The 19,283-nt window shown below is 61.9% G+C and carries 12 protein-coding genes; 6 read left to right on the plus strand and 6 right to left on the minus strand.

Annotation, left to right across the window (positions count from 1 at the left end; all coding sequences use genetic code 11):
- The coding region (locus J6497_RS28820; protein ID WP_225705104.1) for a transposase at positions 1 to 279 on the plus strand (279 nt) is incomplete at its 5' end.
- Between the two features lie 13 nt (positions 280 to 292).
- Here J6497_RS28820 and J6497_RS28825 read toward each other — a convergent pair.
- A complete protein-coding gene (locus J6497_RS28825) occupies positions 293 to 4,009 on the minus strand; it encodes an anti-phage protein Upx-like protein (RefSeq protein WP_225707646.1) in 3,717 nt (1,238 codons plus the stop codon).
- A gap of 638 nt (positions 4,010 to 4,647) precedes the next feature.
- Here J6497_RS28825 and J6497_RS28830 point away from each other — a divergent pair.
- On the plus strand, positions 4,648 to 8,610 hold the full coding sequence (locus J6497_RS28830; protein ID WP_225707647.1) for a PIN domain-containing protein: 3,963 nt from the start codon (positions 4,648 to 4,650) through the stop codon (positions 8,608 to 8,610).
- 319 nt (positions 8,611 to 8,929) lie between these two features.
- On the opposite strand, the gene J6497_RS28835 is transcribed toward J6497_RS28830, so the two are convergent.
- Positions 8,930 to 10,834, minus strand: a complete 1,905-nt coding sequence (locus J6497_RS28835; RefSeq protein WP_225707648.1) for a propionyl-CoA synthetase — start codon at positions 10,832 to 10,834, stop codon at positions 8,930 to 8,932.
- Positions 10,835 to 10,914: 80 nt separating this feature from the next.
- Positions 10,915 to 12,465 carry a 4-hydroxyphenylacetate 3-hydroxylase family protein gene (locus J6497_RS28840; protein ID WP_225707649.1) on the minus strand — a complete coding sequence of 517 codons (1,551 nt, stop codon included), beginning with the start codon at positions 12,463 to 12,465 and terminating at the stop codon, positions 10,915 to 10,917.
- Positions 12,466 to 12,552: 87 nt separating this feature from the next.
- Between J6497_RS28840 and J6497_RS28845 the strand changes: the two genes are divergently transcribed.
- On the plus strand, positions 12,553 to 13,176 hold the full coding sequence (locus J6497_RS28845; protein ID WP_225707650.1) for a TetR/AcrR family transcriptional regulator: 624 nt from the start codon (positions 12,553 to 12,555) through the stop codon (positions 13,174 to 13,176).
- A 4-nt stretch (positions 13,177 to 13,180) separates the two neighbouring features.
- The gene (locus J6497_RS28850) at positions 13,181 to 13,714 is read left to right on the plus strand and encodes an isochorismatase family protein (RefSeq protein ID WP_225707651.1); all 534 of its coding nucleotides are present in this window, start codon (positions 13,181 to 13,183) and stop codon (positions 13,712 to 13,714) included.
- A 6-nt stretch (positions 13,715 to 13,720) separates the two neighbouring features.
- Here J6497_RS28850 and J6497_RS28855 read toward each other — a convergent pair whose 3' ends face one another.
- Together J6497_RS28855 and J6497_RS28860 are read right to left on the minus strand one after the other, a co-directional pair.
- Positions 13,721 to 15,373, minus strand: a complete 1,653-nt coding sequence (locus J6497_RS28855; protein WP_225707652.1) for an AMP-binding protein — start codon at positions 15,371 to 15,373, stop codon at positions 13,721 to 13,723.
- Positions 15,374 to 15,444: 71 nt separating this feature from the next.
- Complete coding sequence (locus tag J6497_RS28860; protein WP_225707653.1) at positions 15,445 to 16,107, minus strand: TetR family transcriptional regulator; 663 nt, start codon at positions 16,105 to 16,107, stop codon at positions 15,445 to 15,447.
- A gap of 253 nt (positions 16,108 to 16,360) precedes the next feature.
- Between J6497_RS28860 and J6497_RS28865 the strand changes: the two genes are divergently transcribed.
- Both J6497_RS28865 and J6497_RS28870 read left to right on the plus strand, forming a co-directional pair.
- The gene (locus J6497_RS28865) at positions 16,361 to 18,073 is read left to right on the plus strand and encodes an acyl-CoA dehydrogenase family protein (protein ID WP_225707654.1); all 1,713 of its coding nucleotides are present in this window, start codon (positions 16,361 to 16,363) and stop codon (positions 18,071 to 18,073) included.
- Between the two features lie 9 nt (positions 18,074 to 18,082).
- On the plus strand, positions 18,083 to 18,694 hold the full coding sequence (locus J6497_RS28870) for a LysE family translocator (protein ID WP_225707655.1): 612 nt from the start codon (positions 18,083 to 18,085) through the stop codon (positions 18,692 to 18,694).
- A gap of 231 nt (positions 18,695 to 18,925) precedes the next feature.
- Here J6497_RS28870 and J6497_RS28875 read toward each other — a convergent pair whose 3' ends face one another.
- Positions 18,926 to 19,201 (minus strand): winged helix-turn-helix transcriptional regulator, encoded by a 276-nt coding sequence (locus J6497_RS28875; protein WP_376708285.1) that lies wholly within the window; start codon positions 19,199 to 19,201, stop codon positions 18,926 to 18,928.
- Positions 19,202 to 19,283 lie beyond the last annotated feature (82 nt).

The following is a 19,283-nucleotide window of genomic DNA, read 5'->3' on the forward strand; positions in this document are numbered from 1 at the left end:
GGATTGGCCTTCGACGCGCTGATCGCCGACAAGGCGTTCGACAGCAACGCCATCATCGCCGAACTCGATGCGCGCGGCGCCAAGGTCGTCATCTCCCAGCATCCGCGCCGCGCCAAGCCTCTCACCATCGACGAGGAGATGTACAAATGGCGGCATCTCATCGAGAACTTCTTCGGCAAGCTCAAGGAGTTCAAACGCATCGCCATGCGCGCCGAAAAGACCGATCAAAGCTTCGCCTCCATGATCCATCTGGTCGCGGCCGTGATAAACTCCCGATGAATCCCAACAGACCCTAGACGACTTCATCCAAGAGCGACACGTCGGTAATTACGTCCAGAAGCTTACCCGCGTCCTTGAGGAATTGCATGGGGGCGAGATAGTCGGTCACGAGCGCTGATCGCAGCACGATTTTATCGGCCGGAATTCCGGTCACTTTCGACAAAGCAGGCCCAGCGGTTCGAAGAAAGAAGATGCGGTCGAGGTGCTTTTGAATCGGCGTGCGGTCTTCGCCCGGCGCCGCTATGACTGTGTATTCCCGGAGGCGCTCACCGATCTCGGCAACAGTGCGCGCGAACAAAAGACGCTTACATTCTGTCGCGAAGACAACTCCCGTGAGTTGGTTCCAAGCAAGTGCATCGACGTCTCCCATGGCTTTGGTGCCACCGAGTTCGGTCATATTTACGTCCGGCCGCGCCGTAAATCCCAACTCCCTGTATCGCGCTGCAACCGCATGATTGAACTCGTGCCCCTCCTTGTTGACGGCAGTGCCAATCCACGCCCTCATGCTCGCGCTGTCAAAAAGTTCGACTGGAAGCCCTCCGGAATACGTTCCAATCAGAAATTCAACGGAACGATCGAGCAGCGCTGGGGCCACGATGATCCGTGGATCGGTGGCATTCTCAAACTGTACCAGGGCACGGCGCATCAACGATAAGCGTCGGTTGAAACGCCAAGGATACCAGTCTCTTGGTTTAGCGTTTTTTGGCTTTGGCTCGTCCCATCGCGGGCGTGGCTTCAATGTTAGCGCGTCGTACGCCCGATCGGGCGCCGCGACACCAATCTGCTTGAGGTGTCGCTCGATGTCGCTTTTTGGAAGCACGAATGTTTCCCGTCCAAGACGGATCGACGCATCCGTCAAACGGTAGGTAAAGTCCATCAACTGGTGCAGCGAGAGACTGAATTCATCGAGGAATGCCTTTTCGTACTGAGGATCCAGAGTCTTGATCTCGCTGTCGCGGTTGCCGAAGGCATCTCCATAACTCGCGGCAGCCGCCCTAAAGCCACGCTCGCCATGACTATGCATATATGGCGCATGCAAAGTCTGGAGGAACGTTGTGTCGAACGTGAAAGTACCGTTCGGCTCGATGATCAGCGGTTGTGACGAGAGACCATAATGAATCGCGTCGCTCTGGCTAGCGCATTCGAGCAATATCGCAACATTCGCAACCAAATAGTCCAGGTCGGCCGCGCTGCATTGACGTCCCTTTCCGATTGGCGATACACAGACCGCCATTTCCGCAATAACCCGGCTAGCGAGTGCAGCTAATCCCCGCTGGCCCTCGCGCTCGTTCGCGCCGGCAACGACATCCGCTTGATCTTCATAAAGCGATAGAAGAGCGGCTGCGGTTAGCTGCCAGGTCGCTCGATCTCGATAGATCGCGTAGTCGTTTTCGATGGCGCGCTCAATGACGCTTTGATGCTCCAGCGTATGCAGGCGGGCTTTGACCCTATTCCACATGATATTGACTGCATTGTTTAGGAGGCTCCGGGCTTGGTTGTCGGGTACCGGGCCGGCTGGATGCGCCCAGCCCGCTTCTCGTGCCAAATCAAGCCAACCGGCCGCTCGGTCTTCTGGTTGGACGAAGCGCGGATTTGCGTGAGTGTGGGTGGCATAGAGGCGCTCCCGAGCTGTATTTGCGGGAATCGCATGAAAGAACCGGGCGTCGTCGTTCTGGATGATTTGGGCGGTCAATCCTTCAATAGACTCATCCTCGGGCGGCGCGCCTGCCAAAAAATGGCCTGCGCGCAAAAGGGCCTCGACCATCATTCGATCGCCGATGTTTTTTGGATTAGAAAAAGACCGCAGGTAGGCTGCCGGGCAGCCAATCTGAATTTGGCCGTCCTCGATCACCACTGTTGGGCCAACATTCGGATCCGCGCTGTCTCCTCGGCGAGCAGTGAATGTTTCGATATCTGGGAATAGCAGCCGCACCGTCGCTGGGCCAGGTGGCAACGCCTCCAGCTTCTCTTCAAGCAACGGCGCGACTCGAACGAGCCAGCTCTGAACCAAATTCCAAACCTGGTACACGACATCTCTTGCTTGGCTATTCTCTGGACGCACATTGCAGCGAACCCACCAGGGACGCGTTGCTGTTTCGACGCATCCGAGTAACGAGCCGGAAGCCGCATGACCGACGCTGACGTAAACCGGCAAGAGCCGAGCCTGCTTGAAATAGCTGCCCGTCGTCTGCCGCTGCACCGAAAGATATGCTCGTGACGGCTTCACCACGGCTGCATGCCAGTCGATCGATGTTCGAAGGCGATGGCGCACGGGCGTGAGGTAATTGGTCTGGAGCATGAGTATGCCCTGCGCCATCGCGTTTGGTACAAGCTCATAATCTTCCAGCTCGGCATACCCGTAGAGGTTCATGAAGCCATTGGGGTTCATGAATTCGATGTTTCGCCTGTGCAGTTCATCCTCTTGATCTAAGAGTTTCCACGCGCGCAACGCGTTCATTTCTGAATCCCAGGCAAGGCGCATGAAATCTGCGGCTCCAAGCACGAGCCGCTGCCATTGAGGCGGTGCCTCCTCATAAAAGCCGAGTGCAAATCCGCGACCGTTTCCACCGTGCACAATGATCGTCATGCCCCGCTGGTATCCGGGGCGTGCGGCGATGTCCCTTGCGATCTGCTCTAGTCGCGCGATGAATGCGTCGGGTATGTCGTCAAGACTTTGCAGACCATCCTTCAGCGTAGCCTCAAGCGAATCTGGAAGGAAGACCAAGTGCGCGTAAGCGCCTTCGTCGAATTGGCCGATGATTTCATGCGCAGTTGGGACCTCTTCTGGGTCAAGATCGCGGATTCCCCAGCGACCCAATCCAAGATGGCGGACTTCGTCGAATTGACACTTGGCCAGTAGCTCCTGGAAATGTGGCAGTCTTCCCGCGGCAGCCGCGCTTTCCATGACGAAGCGCCGTACCGCAGCGCCCACGGCGGTCGGAAGTACGAGGAGAATACGCCCTTCGCTAAAGACGACAGGATGACGTTCCAGCTTGGTATGCCCGATTGTTTCGCCAGCTAACGCTTCACGTAACTCCGGCACGAATTCGAACGGAGCCAAATCCAACCGCGCAATACCCATCGTCGTAAGTTCTGAGGGTGTGAAGGTCACATAATCGGCCGTGGGATAAACGGAGGTCTGCGCTATGCGGAGCGGTTGGCGCGGCGCTGTGTCAGCAAGCGTAAAGCGCGACAACGAAGCGCGCTCCGCCACGGCTTCGCTCATCTTGAGTAGTGCCGCGACCGAGCGAGCGACCGTAGCCATCCAAGGTTCTTCGCGAAGCAGAACAATGCACGTCAGGAACGCTTGAAGTGCGTAGTCGTTGTCGGGCCATCCGCCGTCAAAAAGGCGAACGTTACCGAACCACGTCACGACATTCGAAATGAACACGTCTTCGACCGGATCTTCGTATTGTGTGACGGGATCCTTCAGAATGATGTCGTTCAGCCACCGGCGAAGCTGCGTCAGTGAGGGTTCCTTGTCGCCTATGCAAAACAAGGCCGCCATGTGAATCATGGCAGTCAATCGCAGATCGGCAGGTTGGTTTTCCGGCAACGTAGTCAGTCCTGCCAACAGCCGCGCAACATTCGGAAAGCTAAATTTCTGTAGCGTGCGCGCCAGCCCGGCATTTCGACGCACCAGACCGGCGATCCGCGCGTTCTCGTCGGTCTGCGCGGCCGCCATCATGGAGATCATGGCGCTCATGTGCGGAGGGAAGTTTTCGGGCATCTCACATCAAGTTTGTTTAGTTGAATTTACGAACAAAAAATGTGCGTACAGAACTTCTCGCGCCAAGTCGCAAGCGCCGCACCACCAGAGCCGCAAGACGGATCAACGCCGACGCAGAGGTTGCCAATGGCCCAGCCGCATTGGCACCGCATCACCAGAAAGCTGACATCGAGCATTGGCGAAGGCAAAGCACCACCGAGTTCCGAAACTTGCCGTGCGGGAATTTGTTTTTGTCTTCCGTTTCCGGTCGGCCGTCAACTCGACCCGACCTCCATCCCCCCGCCCCCTCTTGAGGATGCCCTTGGCTACGTTCTGGGCGTCGACGATCGCGGCGGCTGTCGCCAGATCGTCCGTTCGGTGCTCCAAGAGCTGATGATTCGTTCTCATGAGCAGAGCCGCACAGCGGTTCGACCTCCGTGTGATCAGGTGGCCTCAGGGTCACCCCTGGAACATGATTCGGCAATCTCGTCGGTTCTAGACGCCACGCGTTTCGCGAAGCCTCCAGCTTAGCTTATGATCGAGGGGCCCCGTTTCCCGCCTGCGGCTGATGAATAGATCAACAATGACCCAATTCGTGGTGTGTAGCTCGGCAAAATTCGCCGCACGCCAACTCCACGGCGTTATGCTGCGAATCAGTCATGTCCTTGCTTGCTGCAACCCAGATTCCGAAGCCAGCCGACGAACAGGCGTTTGAGCGCGCCTCGATCGTCCTCTGGCGCGCGCTGCTGAGGGACCCGAATATTCAGCGCAATGGACGACGGGGACAACGCCAGAACGGCGTCGATCTCTTCGGCGTGCGCGATCAGGACCCGGCCTACGCGATTGGAGTTCAGTGCAAGCTGAAGAGCGATGGGCATTTTCTGACAGCAGACGAGGTCCGCGACGAGGTTCGCAAGGCCCTCACGTTTCGCCCTGATCTTCGCGAGTATTTTATCACGACGACCGCGCCGGATGACGTGGCACTTCAGGAGCTGGCGCGCGAACTCGCGCTCGAGCAGAAGAACAATGGCCGCCGGATTCTAATCTATGTCTGGGGATGGAACACTTTAGAGGAGAGGATCAGCGAGCATGCCGACGCTCGCAAGCAGTTCGACCCGAACTACGGGGCGTTCAGCGAACAAATCCTGGAACGCGTAGAGCATGTTGTCGTCACACAGCAACAGGTGCAGGGGATGGTCGAGGCTGGCTTCTCGGAGATGGTAGCTCGGTTCGCGCGCCTCGAGACGATCAATCTTGCCCCAGGCGATGCGACCAGCGGCACGAGCGCCGTCGAAGCCCAGCTTGATGCCGAAATCGACGAGTATCGGGAACTGGCCAATAGCGGTAAGCCTCGCACCGCACTGTCGCTGCTCGAGCGCTTGCTGGATCGCGTGAAGCCGACCGCGTCTGGGCGGATCCAGTTTCGTATCAAGGCCAATATCGGCTCGTGCTGCCTGGCCCTTGGCGATGATCAAAGAGCGGCAACTCTACTGGAGGAAGCCTACGAGCATGAGCCGGCCGAGCCAAAGGCCGTTGCCAACAAGGCGTTCTCGCTACTGCTGCAGGGGCGTTGGCAGGAGATGTTAGCCTTTGGCAAGGCCGCTATGGAGGTCGATCCCAGCAATGAGGGCGTAGCCGGGTACCTCGTGCAAGCTGCTCGTTTTGATTCAACGATCGGCGAACCGCTCGACCTCGTACCGCCGGGCTTGAGAAATTCGTGCGCGGTTTTGGTTGGCCGCGTTGATACCCTTCGGCACCGCGAGCTGATGCCGGCATGGTGGGAGGCGGCTCGGCAGGCTGTTGCTGCCTATCCAGAGGATCGTCACGCGCGCCAGTTCGCCGCCGACGCCGAGCTCGACGAAATTCTGCGCCAAGAGACCGTCCAACGCACGCACCGTCTCTCCTCCGGTGATCGGGACCGTATCCTCAAGGCCATCACCGTTCTGCGCGGCTTCTGGGACGCGGCTCGGACTTCGGAGGGCATCGTGCGGCCCGAGGATGCCGCGCTCTGCAGCAATCTCATCGTCGCCTATCAGTTGCTGGATAACATTCCAGCCGCTTTGGAACTCGCGCGACAAGGGCTTGCGGCGTGCCCCGACGATATGGAGCTCGTCAAGCGCGCCGCATTGGCCGCTATCGAGGGGGACGACGATGAACTCGTCCGCGATCTCCTACCCCGCCTGCCACCCGGGCCCGACCAGACCGTTCTCGCCTTTCGCTACCACGCCGCTCGTGGTGACTGGGAAAAGGTCGCCGAGATCAGCCGATCTCCACCCGAGCACATTCCGGACGTCGAGCGCACGCTCGTCGCAACGGCCGGCCGCCTGGCCATCCTCAAAATCGAGCAGCCAAGCGATCGCGAAGTGACCATCAAGGCGATCGCCAACGAGGTCGCTGATGATGCGCGCGCCAGCATCGTGGTTGCTGATTTTGCGTCGATGGAAGGATTTGCATCCATCGCGGATGCTGCCTTTGAATCGGCTTTGAACGCGCTCGCAACAGACAGTCACTTCTCTGCCCGGTTGATGGTCGCCATGCATGCGGTCCGTCGCGGCGACGCAGGCATCGTTGGCGACCTGCTCGACGGATACGTCGCGGAAGATCATGATCATGGTGCCCTTCGCACCCTGGCGCGCGCCTTCGTCAATGACGGCCCGATACGGGCGCGCGCTCTGCGCTTCTTTCAGCGCCTTGCGCCTGAGATCAGGCGCCTCGAACTCTATGTGCATGCAGAAAGCCTGCTCCACTACAATCGCGGTGCGCTCAAGGAGGCCGAGGCCTGCTTGCGCAGGGCGATCGCGCTTGGCGCAGACCTCACAAATTACCTGACTCTCTTCTCCACGTTGCGCCGCTTGGACCGACGGGCCGAGATCAGGCCGCTCATCGAGCAGCTCGATCACGCGACGCTCAGGGGAACGCCCGGTCAGAAGATGTATTTCGCACAGGCCATGTTCGCGGAAGGGCTACAGAAGACAGCGATCGCATACGCGTACGAGGTCTTGCAATCGGCGCGCAACGACCCCGACGCGGCTCTTCGCTATTTCGGGCTCATGATGCTCGATCCCAAGGGACGACAAACCCCTCGACCGCGCGTCGTAGGTCCCGACGCGTGGGTCAAGCTTGAAGGCACACAGGGTGAATCGACCCAATTCCTGATTGTCGACGGGCCAGACCGGCCCGCGGAAGGGCTTCTAAGCGCCAGCCACCCCCTAGCCGCGGCGGCGATGGAACTGAAGGTTGGCGAGACGTTCGTCATCGCAGCAGCGTTCGGTGACGGCACGACGTGGCGCGTCGCCGAGATCAAACACAAATACGTCCATGCCCTGCATGACGTCATGGCGAACTTTCAGACGCGCTTTCCGGACGCCAAGGGGCTTTATACCCTCAAAATGAAGGAGGGCGACGTTAAGCCAGCCCTCGAACAGATCAGGAAAGTTGCGGAGAGCAACCGGAAGCTCGCCGATCTGTACCTTCTGCAGCATTTGCCCATGACGATGGTGGCCTCGCGGCTCGGTCGCGATGCCATCGGTTTTGCAGATTTCATCCGCTCGCTTGACCACGACATCTTGGCCTGCACCGGCACCGCCCAGGAGCGTGATGCCGCGCGCGCTGTCATCTCGCAACGGCGCGCCGGAGGCGCTGTTCTTGACACGTATGCGGCATGGACTGCCGCGACGATGGACATATTCGATATCCTCACCGCGGTTTTTGGAAAACTCGTCATTCCGCGATCGTCGATTGACGAGCTTCTGGGCCTGCGCGATCGCGACGAGTTCCCCGAATTCGGACGATCGATGACCATTGCTTGGCACGACGGTCAATACATCCGCCAGGAGCACACCCGAGAGGACATTGAAGCGCGCCGGAGCTACATTATCGCTCAAGTCGCAAAGATTGAACGACACTGCGAAATCATCCCGGTCGTGGCTCCGGACGCGCCGTCGGATCTCGCTTCTACGCTCACCGAGGCATTCGGTGTCGACGTATTCGATCCGGCCTATGTCGCGGCTCAAGGCTATGTCCTGCTCTCCGAAGATGTCTATTTTCGCGAGATGGCGGGCGTCGCGCTCGAAACCGAGATCGCAGGTGTGTGGCTGCAGTCCGCGGCCACTTTTGCCTATGATCAAGGGCTTATCGACATCGAACGGCTTGCCGACGTTACGGTAAAGTTCGCGTGGCGCCGCCACAGCCACGTCGCTATCGACGCCGCGATCCTGTCGACCGTGCTGCAACGTGACACCTCCGACAACCTTGCCGACTACCGGGTCACGAGCGGGTACATCGGCACTCAGAATGCCGATCTGAAGTCGCATCTGTCCGTGACCGTCGCGCTGCTTGACTCGATCTGGCTACAGCCGCGACCGCCCGAGCTTCGGGAAATGAAGGCGACGGGGATTCTCCTCGCACAACTGTTGCGCTTCCGGCAAGACGATTGGCCGTTGATCCTGGCGCTCATCAAGGACCAGGCCTCCTTGAGCTTGCGCAACTACATCGATCAGTGGGTCGTAGGTCACTTCCTGGGAAGGAACAGTCAGCTGGATGGCGAGCGTAAGCTCGCTGCTTTCCGGGCGAGCAACCGCGCCGGATGGAACCGTCAGGCCAAACGCGGTAGGCGCTCGTGAGAGCGCGAATGCAACGCTCTCACTACAGCGGCGTGACTACCCGGCACCAGTTGTGAAGACCAACTTACGGCTTCGGATGAGCGAGCTGATCGGGCCAACTTGTTACGATTGACAAGAATAAACTGCGGTTGGATCTGACAAGTAGCGTGGTGGAAGTTCGCCAACGTTCGCTATTGCTTATTCGACGGATATTCGACGAATTCTCCGTATCGAATCTAAGTTATTGATTTTTCTGGCGCTCCCTAGGGGAATTGAACCCCTGTTTCAGCCTTGAGAGGACCAGGACTGATCTCGGAAAAGGAGTTCGAGAAGACGCACTTTAGCTCCTCAGGACGCGTTCGATCTCGGCCAGCACGGCCGGATCCTCGATCGTCGACGGCGCGACGAACTCCTCGCCGTCCAGGATCTTCTTGATCGTAGCGCGCAAGATCTTGCCCGAACGGGTCTTCGGCAACCGGTCGACGGCGACCACGCGCTTCAGCGCCGCGACCGGCCCGATGTTTTGGCGGACGATGGCGACGATCTCCTCGCCGACGACCTTCGGGCAGACGTTGACGCCGCTCTTCAGCACGATCAGACCGCAAGGCAGTTCGCCCTTGAGCTCATCCTTACAGCCGACGACCGCGCATTCGGCGACGGCGGCGTGCGAGGCTATCACCTCCTCCATTGCGCCCGTCGATAGACGGTGGCCGGCCACGTTGATGACGTCGTCGGTGCGCCCGAGCACCCAGACGTAGCCGTCCTCGTCAAGGTATCCGGCGTCGGCCGTGTTGAAGTAACCCGCGTAGCGCGACAGGTAGCTTTCCTGGAAGCGGTCGTTGGCGTTCCATAGCGTGACCGCGGCGCCCGGCGGAAGCGGCAGCTTCAGCGCAATTTCGCCCATCTCGCCGGCGGCGACGTCTCCGCCTTCGGTGTCTAGAATCTTCAAGTCATAACCGGGCATCGGGACGGTCGGGGAGCCGTGCTTCACCGGCAGGACGCCGAGCCCGAGCGGGTTGGCGGCGATGGACCAGCCGGTCTCGGTCTGCCACCAATGATCGATCACCGGGACGCCGAGTACCTCCTCGCTCCAGCGAACCGTCTCCGGATCGGCGCGTTCGCCCGCGAGGAAGAGCGCGCGGAATCCGTTCAGATCGTAGAAGGCCCGGAGCTTGCCTTCCGGATCCTCCTTGCGGATGGCGCGGATCGCCGTGGGTGCGGTGAACAGCACCTTCACGCCGTGCTCGGAAACCACGCGCCAGAACGCGCCGGGGTCGGGCGTACCGACCGGCTTGCCTTCGTAGAGCACGGTGGTGCAGCCGGTGATCAGCGGACCATAGGTGATGTAGCTGTGGCCGACCACCCAGCCGACGTCTGACGCCGCCCAGAACGTCTCGCCGGGCGATATGCCGTAGATCGCGCTCATCGTCCAACGCATCGCGACCAGGTGGCCGCCGTTGTCGCGGACGATGCCCTTCGGCTTGCCGGTCGTGCCCGAGGTGTAGAGGATGTAGAGCGGATCGGTCGCCGCGAGGCGCACACACTCGGATTTGCGACCGCTGCGGAGTTCCGCCGCCTTCCGCATGACCGTGGTCTGCCAGTCATGGTCGCGGTCGAGGATCAGCTTCGCCCTGGCCTGGCTGCGCTGCAGGATCACGCAGGCTTCCGGCTTGCTCTTCGCCAGTTCGATGGCCTTGTCGAGCAACGGCTTGTATTCGACCACCCGGCTGCCTTCGATCCCGCAGGAGGCGGAGAGCACCACGCGGGGCTCGGCGTCGTCGATCCGTGTCGCGAGTTCGGGCGCAGCGAAACCGCCGAACACCACGGAGTGCACGGCGCCGATCCGCGCGCAGGCGAGCATGCCGAACAGCGCCTCCGGCACCATCGGCATGTAGAGCAAGACGCGATCGCCGCGCTTGACGCCGAGATCCTCAAGCATCAACGCGCAGGCCTGCACCTCGCGTAGCAGTTCGAAGTAGGAAATGGAGCGCTTCGCGCTGGTGGTCGCGCTGTCGTAGATGATGGCGGCCTGCTCGCCGCGACCGCCGGCGACGTGGCGGTCGACGGCGTTGTGGCAGGTGTTGCAGACGCCGTCCGCGAACCAGCGCCCGCACGGTTTGATATCGCCGCGATAGATCTCGGTCGGCGGTGAGAACCAGTCGATGTCAGCGGCGGCCACCTTCCAGAAACCGACCGGATCCGCCTTCCAGCGGTCATAGACTTCGCGGTAGGAACTGCTGCTCATGTCATATCCTGAAGCTGCGAGCGATCGGTCGACCGCCCGCCGTCCATCGAACGTCGGTGAATGTCCTCAAGGGATGCGGGCTATTCGGCCGCGCCTTCGAGCGTCGGCACTTCGCCGCGCTGAGGAGGCTCGGGCACCTGGCAACCGATCGCGCAGCACCGGCCAGGCTGCTTCGAGACGCGGCGCCCCTCGTCGAGGATGCCGCGGTCGAGCAGGCCTTCGACCAGTTCGATCTTCTCCATCACCGGATAGTTGCGCCAGATCTCGCGCTTCATCGCCTCCGGTGAACCGCCGCCGTGCAGCGAGATCACCGAGTACCAGCCGGCTTCGTGCGAAACCGTAAGGTCCTCAATGAAGCGAGCAACCTCGGCGCGCTTGTCGGCGGGAATGTCCGGCCGACCGCCCATGACCGCGGCGAGCGACGCCTTGGTCTCCGGATTGTGGTCCTCCTCCGGACCCGGCAGGGCAACGATGAGGCCTCCCGAGACGTAGTGCGCCACGCGGTGCATGTCGTAGATCTTGGTAGCCAGCAGCAGCTTGCCGATGTTGGAGAACACCGCGTCCGGCATTACTGATCCGGCGGGAGCCTTGGTGCAGTAGACCGACGAAGCCACGCCGCAGGCGTAGAAGCTCTCGGTGATCGTGATGAGTTCGACCATCGCTTCGCGGATGTGCGCGTGACGCTCGATGTCTAGCCCGTTGGCCTCGATCATCAGCGCGCCGGCGCCGATTAGGAGATCGCCGAATCCGGCGCGGGCGCCGATGCAGGAATGCCTGTGATGCGTGGCGTAGGACGTGGTGAGGAAGCCGCCTTCTTCGGTCTCACCGGCCAGGAAGACCCGGTCGTGCGGAACGAAGACGTCGTCGAACATCACGACGCCCACCGACTGGCCGTACTTGGCGGAGAACTTGGCCGACGCCTCGCCGGGGCGACCCGCCGGGCGGGCGATGATGGTCACGCCAGGCGCATCGCACGGCACCGCGCAGCACACGGCGAAGTCCTTGTCCTCCGGATTGTAGGTCCGGCACGGCATGACGAGGAATTCGTGCATGTAGGGCGCGCCGGTGACGATGGCCTTGGTGCCGCGGATGACGATACCGTCCGGACGACGCTCCTTGATGTGGACGTAGACGTCCGGATTGACCTGTGCGCCGGGACGTTTCGAGCGATCGCCCTTGGCGTCGGTCATCGCTACACCAAGCGTGAGATCCCTATCCTGGATGTCGTGCAGATAGGCCAGGAAGCGCTGGCTGTAGTCGGTGCCATGGCGATCGTCCGTCAGCTTCGTCGACTGGAAGATGCCGTTAAGCGCGTCGTGCGTCAGGTAGCGCTGCGCGCAGCCGACGGTCTTGCAGACCAGGCGCACGGCCTCGAGCTTGAACAGCAGGTCCTGCGAAGTCTCGTTGATATGAAGCATCCGGTTCACGGTCTTGCCGGAGGTGCCCTGTCGCGCCGTCATAATCGGCACGTGCTCCTGCTTAAGCGCGAAATCGTAGGTGACGCCGACGCCGGCGACGCCCGGCGCGAGCAGCGGCTCGTCCGCGACGCTCTCCACGGCGTTTCCGTTCACGAAGACCCGCGGCTTGTAGCCCCGCAGGGATTCCCGGTAGGCGGCACCCGACATCAGCATGGCGTCACTCCCTCTTGTTCGAATATTTGAACGGTGTTAGATTTCTAACACTGTTAGAATCGTTGTCAAGTTGGATTCGAGGGACGGATGGTCGAAAAGCGGCAAGGCCGGCGCGAGGCGGTCAGCGGACACAAGCGGGAACTCATTCTGGATGCCGCGAAACAGGTTTTTGCGGAGGAAGGGCTTGAGGGCGCGAGCCTTCGGGCGATCGCGGTCCGCGCCGGGTACACGCCGGCCGCGCTCTACTTCCACTTCGAATCCAAAGAGGCGATCTACGCGGAGGTGCTGAAGTCCTCCCTCGCCTCGCTGGGCGCCGCGGTCGACTTGGCGGTCGCGCAGGCGAAGTCGCCGGCGCAGCGGCTTAAGGCGGCTGCCATGTCGTTCTTCCGGTACTACGCGGAGAATCCGCGCGACCTTGACCTCGGCTTCTACCTGTTCCGCGGCGGCATGAAGCCGGCGGGTCTCGGACACGAACGGGACGAGACGCTGAACGCAGCTCTCGAATCCGCGCTGCGGCCGATCGCCAGCGCTGCGATCGAACTCGGCGCTTCGCGGCAGAAGGCCAACCTGCTCGTGGTCGATTGCTTCGCCCACACCACCGGGCTTCTCCTGCTGCTGCACACCGGCCGCATCCGCATGTTTGGCGCTTCCGCGCCGGATCTTATGGAACGATACGTCAAGGATCAAATCGCCCACCTGACCGAGGAATGACGCCATGCTGACAATCGATCCGAAGCGCTCGCTGCTCCTCGTCGTCGATTTCCAGTCGCGCCTGGTGCCGGCGATCCACGACGGCGAGACTGCCGTCCGGAACGCGAACCGCCTCATCGAAGCGGCCAAGCTGTTCGGAATCCCGCGCTTGTTCACCGAGCAGAACGCGAAGGGCTTGGGGCCTACCGTGGCCGACATAGCGGTCGAGAAGGATGGCCTGGTCCATAAGGAGTTCTTCGACGCCTGCCGGGAAGACGGCTTCCTCGACCGCGTCCCCACCGACGCGCACGTCGTCGTCGCGGGCTGCGAGTCCCACGTCTGCGTGCAGCAGACGGTGCTCGGCCTGCTGCAGGTTTCCAGAAAGACGTACGTCGCGCGCGACGCGCTCGGCTCGCGCCATCCGGAGGACAAGGAAACCGCGGTCCGCCGCATGGAACGCCACGGGGCGGAGATCGTCACGACGGAGATGGTCGTGTTCGAATGGCTGCAGACGGCGGACAACCCGCACTTCCGACGGGCGGTCGCGCTGATCAAGTGAAAACGATCAGCCGGCATGAAGTGCGTCGATCGCGTTACTCCGCACGGCGTCCCGCAGCACGTTCTTCTGGATCTTGCCGGTGGACGTCTTCGGCAACACGTAGGCGATGACGCGCCTCGGGCACTTGAAACCAGCGAGACGGCCGCGGCAGTGCGCAATCAGGTCCGCTTCGCTCGCGGGCGTCTCTTCGCGGAGTTCGACGAACGCGACCGGCACCTCGCCCCATTTCTCGTCCGGCATCGCGACTACGGCCGCCGCCGAGACCGCCGGGTGCGAGTACAGGATGTCCTCCACCTCGACCGACGAGATGTTTTCGCCACCGGAAATGATGATGTCCTTGGAGCGGTCCTTGATGCGCGCGTAGCTATCCGCTTCCAGAACGGCGAGATCGCCAGTGTGAAACCAGCCGCCCTCGAACGCGCGGTCGGTCGCCTCGGCATCCTTCAGGTATCCCATCATGGTCTGGTTGCCGCGGAACATGATCTCGCCGACGGTCCCGCCGTCGGTCGGCACGCGCTGCATGGACTGCGGATCCATCACCGTGCGACCTTCCTGCAAGGCGTAGGCGACACCTTGCCGGCCCTGACGGTCAGCCTGGCCGGCGAGATCGAGTTCGCTCCAGTGGGACTGAGATTCGCAGATCGATGCCGGACCATAGGTCTCGGTGAGACCGTAGATGTGCGTAAGGGTGACGCCGACGGCGGACATGCCGACAAGCAGAGAAGCCGGCGGCGGCGCCCCGCCGATCAGCGCGGCGACGGGCCGATCGAACACGACGCCCCGCTTGCGGGCCGCATCGCGGATGAAGCCGTGCACGATCGGCGCGCCGCAATAGTGCGTGACCTTCTCCCCGACGATTAGATCGAGGACGGCTTCCGGATTCACCCGCCTGAGACAAACGCTCTTGCCACCCTGCAGCGCCAGCAGCCATGGCATGCACCAGCCGTTGCAGTGGAAGAGCGGCAGCGTCCACAGATACACGGCCCCCTTCGGGACGTCCCAGCTAACGATCGTCGAAACCGCGGACAAGTACGCGCCCCGGTGCGAATATACGACCCCCTTGGGCCGTCCCGTCGTACCGGAGGTATAGTTTACCGCGATCGGCGTCCACTCGTCGTCTGGACGGTCTGCGAGTTCCGCATCGTCGCCGGTATCGACGAAGTCGCCGAAATCCTCGACGCCGTCCGGACGCGAGAAACCTGCCGTTCTGTCGGTGTGGACGATCACGCGCGGCGGCGCGGCGAGACCTTTGATGGCTCCGCGGGCCGTATCGAGAAATTCGGCGTCGACGATCAGGATCCGCGCTTCGCAGTGCTCGAGGATATAGGCGACCGTCGCGACGTCGAGCCGTGTGTTGATCGTGTTCAGTACCGCGCCGGCCATCGGCACCGCGAAGTGCGCGGCGAGCATCGGCGGGGTGTTCGCCATGAGGAGCGCTACGACATCGCCGCGACCGACGCCACCGTGGCGCAGCGCCGATGCGAACCGTCGGCAGAATAGCGCGTGCTCCCGCCAAGTTTCCTTGTGATCGCCGTAGACGAGCGCCATGCGGTCGGGAAACACGTGCGCGGCGCGATCGAGAAAGCTGATCGGCGTGAGCGGCGCGAAGTTAGCCGGGCGCCGGCGCAGACCAGCGGCATCCCAGGTTCGGCGAGACATGATTTCCTCCTTGTTGCGACCCGCCCCCTTTCGACGAGGTTCGTGGATCGCGGTGGTGCGCGCTGCGCCGCCTACGGCTTCTTCAATGCGATGGGTTCGGCGGTGCCGACGGCGGGCCGCTGCTCGGCCGGCATTCGACCCGGCTTCGCCACGGCGGCGAGGCAGAGATCGGCGATGGAATCCGCGAACTCGTCGGGACGCGTCGGGACGCCGGCGGCGCCGGGCGCGAGCACGCTGATGAGGCCTTCCATGAACGCGCCGACGAGGCAGGCGCCGGCGACCTCGACGTCGAGCTCGCGGAATTCGCCGGCGGCGATTCCTTCCTTGATGATGGTTTCGAAGACGCGCGCGATGGCGTGACGGTACTTCAGGCGCGTGCTTTCGACTTCGGGATCAATGGGCTCGAAGATAAGTCCGTACGCCAGACGACGGCCGCGCATGGCGCGCAACACGAAGGCACGCACCGCGTCCCTTACCTTCTGCGACGCTTCGCCCTCGGCGATCGCGATGCCAGACAGCACGTCGACCTCGCGCTGCGAGACCGTGCTGACGATGGCAGCGCAAAGTTCGGCGCGCGACGGGAAATATCGGTAGAGCGTCCCGACCGCTGTACCCGCGGCAGCCGCCACCGCATTCATCTGAAGCTCCTGGAAGCCGCCGTCCATCACGACGGAGCGAGCCGCCCGCAGGATCTGTGTCTTCTTGTCGAGGGCACGGACTTTTCTGGTTGCCATGGCTTGGCCCATCCTCAAATATGAACACGAATTCATTTTCATGTTGACTTGAAATTCGATTTATGTCAAGAATGGCGAAAAATGAGCTACATTTCGGCATTTTCGGCAACCTCGGAACTGAATTTATGTTCTATTTTCGAAGGTTTTGCTGAGCTGGCATGAGCCGGAGTTCGGTTCAGGCCAACGCGAGTTCGGTAGCGTTCGCCGGCAGATCGCGACATCCAGGAACCCAGAAACCGATCCGGAGACGTCCATGACCCAAGCTATTTCGTCCGGCGCGCTCGAAGCTCCCGCTAGCCGCTACGGCACCCACAAAGTCCTGAACCAAGCCAAGCCCGCCGCCGGCTTCAACGCCTTCACCGGCGACGCCGTGCTGCGCGCCGCAATCGCGCGCGAGGCGCCCTGGGCCGCGGACCGCTGCGAGGCGCTCGGCGCCATCGCCGGTGACGACGAGGTGCAGGAGCTCGCCCGCCTCGCCAACCGCCATCTGCCCGAACTCAAGACCCACGACCGCTTCGGCAACCGCATCGACTGGGTCGACTTTCACCCGAGCTGGCACGAACTGATGTCGCTGGCGTGGAAGCACGAGGTCCCCAACCTCGCTTGGCGCACCAACCAGAAGAACGGCCACTACGCCCGCGCCGTGCTGTCCTACGTCTGGAATCAGGTCGAGTCGGGGACCGCGTGCCCGACCGGCATGGCCTACGCCTCTTACGCCGGCTTCGAGGCCGAGCCCGCCCTCGCGATCTGGGCGGAGAAGGTCAAAGGGACCGAGTACGAATTCAGCCGCCGCGAAGTCGCAGACAAACCGTCCGTTGTCATCGGCTACGCGATGACGGAGAAGCAAGGCGGCTCGGACCTCCGCGAGACGCAGACGACCGCGCGCTTCTCCCACTCCGAGGACTATCACGGGAAGACCGCACACTGGTACGAACTCACCGGACACAAGTGGTTCTGCTCGGTCCCGCAATCCGACGGATTCTTCACGCTCGGCAAGGTGAACGGCGGCGTGACCTGCTTCTTCCTGCCGCGCACGCTTCCCGACGGCAGCTTCAACAACTTCTTCGTGCAGCGCCTGAAGGACAAGGCCGGCAACAAGTCGAACGCCTCGAGCGAAGTCGAATATGCGGGCACGATGGCGATCCGCGTCGGCGAGGAAGGCCACGGCATCCGCGAGATCCTGTCGCATGCGCACTTGACCCGGCTGGACTTCGCGATCGGCTCCGCCGGCCTGATGCGCCAGTCGCTCACCCTGGCTCAGCAGCACACGACCACGCGTAAGGCCTTCGGCACGTCCATCGCGGACCGGCCGATGATGACCAACGTGCTCGCTGATATGGCCGTCGAGGTCGAGGCCGCAACGCTGATGGCGCTGCGCATCGCCAAGGCAACCGACCAACTCTCGGAAGTCGAGCACGAACGCCTGCTGGCCCGCGTGGCCACTCCAGCGGCCAAGTTCTTCAACTGCTCGCGCGCCCCGTCCATCGCCTACGAAGCGTTGCAGTGTCACGGCGGCAACGGCTTCATCGAGGAAGGTCCGATGGCTCGCCTCTATCGCGAAGCACCGTTGAACAGCGTTTGGGAAGGCACCGCGAACATGATGTGCATGGACGTCCGTCGGGCCATGACGAAGGACTCGCGCACGATCCAGGCGCTCTTCGACGAGACCCGTCCACTGCTCGGCCAGGACGGCCGCTTCGACGCGCTGGTCCTTCACACAGAGGCGTTGGTTCGAGAAGCCGTCGAGGACGAGTTCGTTGCCCGCCCGATGACTGAGGCCGTTGCGCGTCTCTTGCAGGGCGCGGAGCTTCTACGCCACAGCACGCAGGACGTCGTCGACATCTTCCTCGGCACCCGCGTCCCGAACGGATCGGGCTCTTGGGGCTCGCACTACGGGACGCTGGCGTTCACCGTCGACCAGGCGAAGGCGCAGAAGGTGATGCGCCGCGCCGCGGTCGCAGGCTGAGGCGGTCCAATGGATACGACCAAGTCGATCGTGTTCGCGGCGACCGTGCTGCCGCTCGTCTGCACGCCGGGCCCCGACCTCATCTACATCACGGCACAGGCGCTGGCCGGCGGGCGCAAGGCGGCCCTTCGCGCCAACTCCGGCGTCATCATCGGCTACTTAACGCACGCGGTGTTAGCCGCGCTCGGCGTTGCTACGCTGGTCGCCGCGTCACCGGTCCTGTTCGAGACGTTACGCTGGTGCGGCGTCGCTTACCTTGCCTATCTAGCTTTTCGGATGATCCGGTCGGCCATCGGTGGAGCAAGGGTCTCTCTGGATCCTCGCGGCCCGCCAGCGTCGCTCATGAAGGGATTCATGACGAGCTTCTTTAATCCGAAGGGCCTTCTCGTCTACTTGGCGATCCTACCGAACTTCATGAACGCGAGCGAAGGGATTGCCCAACAGGCGGCCCTGCTTTCCGGGATATTCATCAGTCTCTGCGCGCTGATCTACGGTACTTTGGGCATTGTTGTAGCGACTATCGGCCGTCTCGACACCGTCAGAGCGTCGCATCAGCGTGTCGTCGAAGGAATCGCGGGAGGTCTGTTGGCCTTCGCGGCCGTGAACATGGCAAGAGGCTAGAGGGAGTCCACGGCATAATGCCCGCACCCAGAATGCCTATGGCACCTCGTCACGTCTTCATCCTGGCTGGCCCGGCGTACTAAGGATTATTCAATCGATAGGGCTGAAATAAAGCAGCCGCCAGTGAATTGAGGAACGTCAATTAAACGAAGCTGCCATCTATAGAGGTTGGGAGCTCGTGTCCCGCGCTTAACTCAACGCCCGACTCTCCCGAGCCCACGAGAGTTGCTTTCACGGGCTCTTGCGTCGGTCGAGTGATGCTCGCCGAAACTCCGACCACTGAAGGAGTGCGTGAAGCGCCGGGCACAAGGCCTTGCCGACCTCCGTCATACTGTATTCGACCTTTGGCGGAACGACCGGATGGACTGTGCGCTTGAGCACCCCGTCGTTCTCGAGTTCACGCAACTGCTGGGTTAGCATCTTCTGCGAGATGCCGTCGATCGCCCGTTGCAATTCGGAAAAGCGGAGTACCGGCCCCCCGGTGATGAGATGGAAGATAATCAGCAATTTCCATCGGCCCCTCTAGCGTCCTAAGGGCGACCTCCGCACTCTCAGCTGCGAGATTGGCGCGGTCTTGAGATGGTCCACG

Source organism: Bradyrhizobium cenepequi (assembly GCF_020329485.1).
Lineage (GTDB): Bacteria > Pseudomonadota > Alphaproteobacteria > Rhizobiales > Xanthobacteraceae > Bradyrhizobium > Bradyrhizobium cenepequi.

Coding starts and splice junctions, on each gene's coding strand:
- J6497_RS28855 (WP_225707652.1), bottom strand. CDS start 15,373: ATGTCTCGCCGAACCTGGGATGCCGCTGGTCTGCGCCGGCGCCCGGCT.
- J6497_RS28840 (WP_225707649.1), bottom strand. CDS start 12,465: ATGCTGATGTCGGGTGCCGCCTACCGGGAATCCCTGCGGGGCTACAAG.
- J6497_RS28830 (WP_225707647.1), top strand. CDS start 4,648: ATGTCCTTGCTTGCTGCAACCCAGATTCCGAAGCCAGCCGACGAACAG.
- J6497_RS28850 (WP_225707651.1), top strand. CDS start 13,181: ATGCTGACAATCGATCCGAAGCGCTCGCTGCTCCTCGTCGTCGATTTC.
- J6497_RS28825 (WP_225707646.1), bottom strand. CDS start 4,009: ATGCCCGAAAACTTCCCTCCGCACATGAGCGCCATGATCTCCATGATG.
- J6497_RS28865 (WP_225707654.1), top strand. CDS start 16,361: ATGACCCAAGCTATTTCGTCCGGCGCGCTCGAAGCTCCCGCTAGCCGC.
- J6497_RS28835 (WP_225707648.1), bottom strand. CDS start 10,834: ATGAGCAGCAGTTCCTACCGCGAAGTCTATGACCGCTGGAAGGCGGAT.
- J6497_RS28870 (WP_225707655.1), top strand. CDS start 18,083: ATGGATACGACCAAGTCGATCGTGTTCGCGGCGACCGTGCTGCCGCTC.
- J6497_RS28860 (WP_225707653.1), bottom strand. CDS start 16,107: ATGGCAACCAGAAAAGTCCGTGCCCTCGACAAGAAGACACAGATCCTG.
- J6497_RS28845 (WP_225707650.1), top strand. CDS start 12,553: ATGGTCGAAAAGCGGCAAGGCCGGCGCGAGGCGGTCAGCGGACACAAG.